The 2,429-nt window shown below is 66.8% G+C and carries 1 protein-coding gene and 1 pseudogene; one reads left to right on the top strand and one right to left on the bottom strand.

The genetic code is table 11. The features are described from left to right. Positions 1-339, bottom strand: a pseudogene (locus tag BM177_RS20425) (hybrid sensor histidine kinase/response regulator); the annotation flags it as partial. 321 nt (positions 340-660) lie between these two features. Between BM177_RS20425 and BM177_RS19215 the strand changes: the two are divergent. Continuing rightward, positions 661-2,429: two-partner secretion domain-containing protein (locus BM177_RS19215; RefSeq protein ID WP_139223762.1), on the top strand; the 1,769-nt coding region annotated here is incomplete at its 3' end.

Below are 2,429 nucleotides of genomic sequence, written 5' to 3'. Positions count from 1 at the left end.
TGGGGCCAGTTTATCTGTTTCGAAACGCTGTGTTGATTTATAAGAGCCGCGAGATGGCATTAATAGCCGTTCGGCGGCTGACAGGATTTCTTGCGTGCCGGCAGTCTCGTACAGCGCCCTCGCCTGCGGGCTGTCTGGGCCAAGGGCGCGTCGGGTCAGCAAGATGAAAGGCAAGTCGGACCATGCCGGCTGCGCCGCGAGGCGCGCCGCAATCCCGCGAAGATCGTGGAAACGCACCGCCTCGTCGGTGACGACGGCGAAGGAAGCGTCCTCGTCCAGCCTGTTCTCGAACTCAAGGAGGTTTGCGCAGACGGCCGAACGGATCCCTGCTTCCCCCAAAAGCGCTTTCGCAACCGCCGCGTCGCGGCCATGCGGCGCAAAGATCAGCGCTACTGGAACGGGGGAACCGTCGGTTCGAAGAGGCTCTCAGATCCGGGGATCAGCTGACGCTAGGTCGCCTCTGCCATAACCGATTGACCCAGACCCCCGAAGGTGAAATCACTGACGATCAGGCGATGGCGGCTTTTCGTGAATTTGAAACGAGGGCCGAACGACTTCTGAGCGCGATTTAATCACTTCCTGTATGGATCGATCTCAAAAAGGCTAGCACTAGCTGGAACGCCAACGGCGTGGCAGACTACCGTCTTCAAGGGGGACTTCATGGGATTTAGTCATTGCCGTCTGACGCTTGCTCTTCTGGCGTCGACGGCACTGAGCGGCGGGGGAGCCTTCGCCCAGAGCCTGCCGACGGGCGGGCGGGCGGTCTCCGGCTTGGTGACGATTTCTCCGCCTTCGGGCAATACGCTGAACATTCGCCAGTCCAGCCAGGGGGCCATCGTCAACTGGCAGGGCTTTTCGATCGGCCAGGGCAACACCGTCAACATTCATCAACCCGATTCATCCGCGGCGCTGCTCAACCGGGTGACCGGTTCGACGCCCTCGACCATCGCCGGACGGCTCAACGCCAACGGTCAGGTCTACCTCGTCAATCCCAACGGCGTCGCGATCACAAAGACGGGCGTGGTCAGGGCCGCCGGTTTCGTCGCCTCGACGCTCGGCGTCTCGGACAGTGATTTCCTCAACGGCGGGGCCAGACTGAAATTCAAGGGCGGCGGCGCCTCGAAGGCGGTGACCAACGACGGCGTGATCAGCGTCGGGCGCGGCGGGTACGCCGCGCTGATCGGCGGCGCCGTGTCGAATTCCGGGAAGATCCTCGCGCCGATGGGCAAGGTCGGGCTCGGCTCCGGCGAAACCGCGACGCTTGATTTCTCCGGCAACGGCTTCCTCAAGGTCGCGGCGCCCACCCGTTTCAACGGCAAGGAGGCCCTCGTCAGCAACACCGGAACGATCAAGGCCGACGGCGGCCTCGTCGTGATCGAGGCGGCCACGGCGCGCGAGGCGGCCCGCAACGCCGTCAACATCAGCGGCCTGGTGCAGGCCCGCAGCATCGGCGGCCATTCGGGCGCGATCGTCATCGGCGGCGGCGCGGGCGGGGCGGTCAATGTCTCGGGCAGGCTCGACGCCTCCAGCGTTGCCGGCAAAGGCGATCTGGGCAAGGGCGGCCGCATAGCCATCACCGGCAGGGAGATCGCGCTGCGCGGCGCCGAGGTCGATGTCTCGGGGGGCGCCGGCGGCGGCAGAATTCGGATGGGCGGCGGCCCGCAGGGAACAGGCAAGCTCGCCCATGCGGCGGGCGTCAGCGTTGACGCGGCGACCTCGATCAGGGCCGACGCGACGGCGAACGGCAAGGGCGGCTCGGTCGTCATCTGGTCGGACGGCGCGACGAGCGTCAAGGGCGGGATTTCGGCACGCGGCGGCGCCTCGGGCGGCGGCGGCGGAACGGTCGAGACCTCCGGCAAGACCGTCGATTTCGCCGGGATCGCCGTCGATACGTCGGCGCCGCGGGGCGCGGCCGGGACGTGGCTGATCGATCCGGTCAATCTGACCGTCGGCGCGGCCGCGGCGAATACGATCTCCGGCAATCTGGCGTCCACCAACGTCACTCTGCAAACGACGGCGGGCGGCGCCTCCGGGCCGGGGGTTCAGACGCCGGGCGCCGGCGACATCACCATCGCCTCGGCGATTTCGTGGTCGAGTTCGCAGAGCCTCACCCTCGACGCCTACCACGCCATCGCGATCAACGCGCCGGTGACGATCAAGGGCGCGGCCCAGCTCAGCCTCAAGGCGGCGGCGGACCCGACGATCCCGACGCTGGCGCTGCTGTCGTTCGGACAGGGCGCCAGCGTGCAATTCACCGGCGCGCCCAACACCGGCCCGGCGCTGACGATCAACAGCCAAAGCTACACGCTGCTTTATTCGATGAGCGACGTGCTGGGCGTCAACAGCAACCTCGCCGGCCATTACGCGCTGGCGAAGCCCCTCGACGCGGCCGGAACGACGTATACACAGGCGCTGATCGCGCCGGGCGG

It is taken from the genome of Methylocapsa palsarum (genome assembly GCF_900114285.1).
Taxonomy (GTDB): domain Bacteria; phylum Pseudomonadota; class Alphaproteobacteria; order Rhizobiales; family Beijerinckiaceae; genus Methylocapsa; species Methylocapsa palsarum.
The sequence above is the reverse complement of the archived record's forward strand: the minus strand, read 5'-3'. Positions and strand labels throughout refer to the sequence as shown.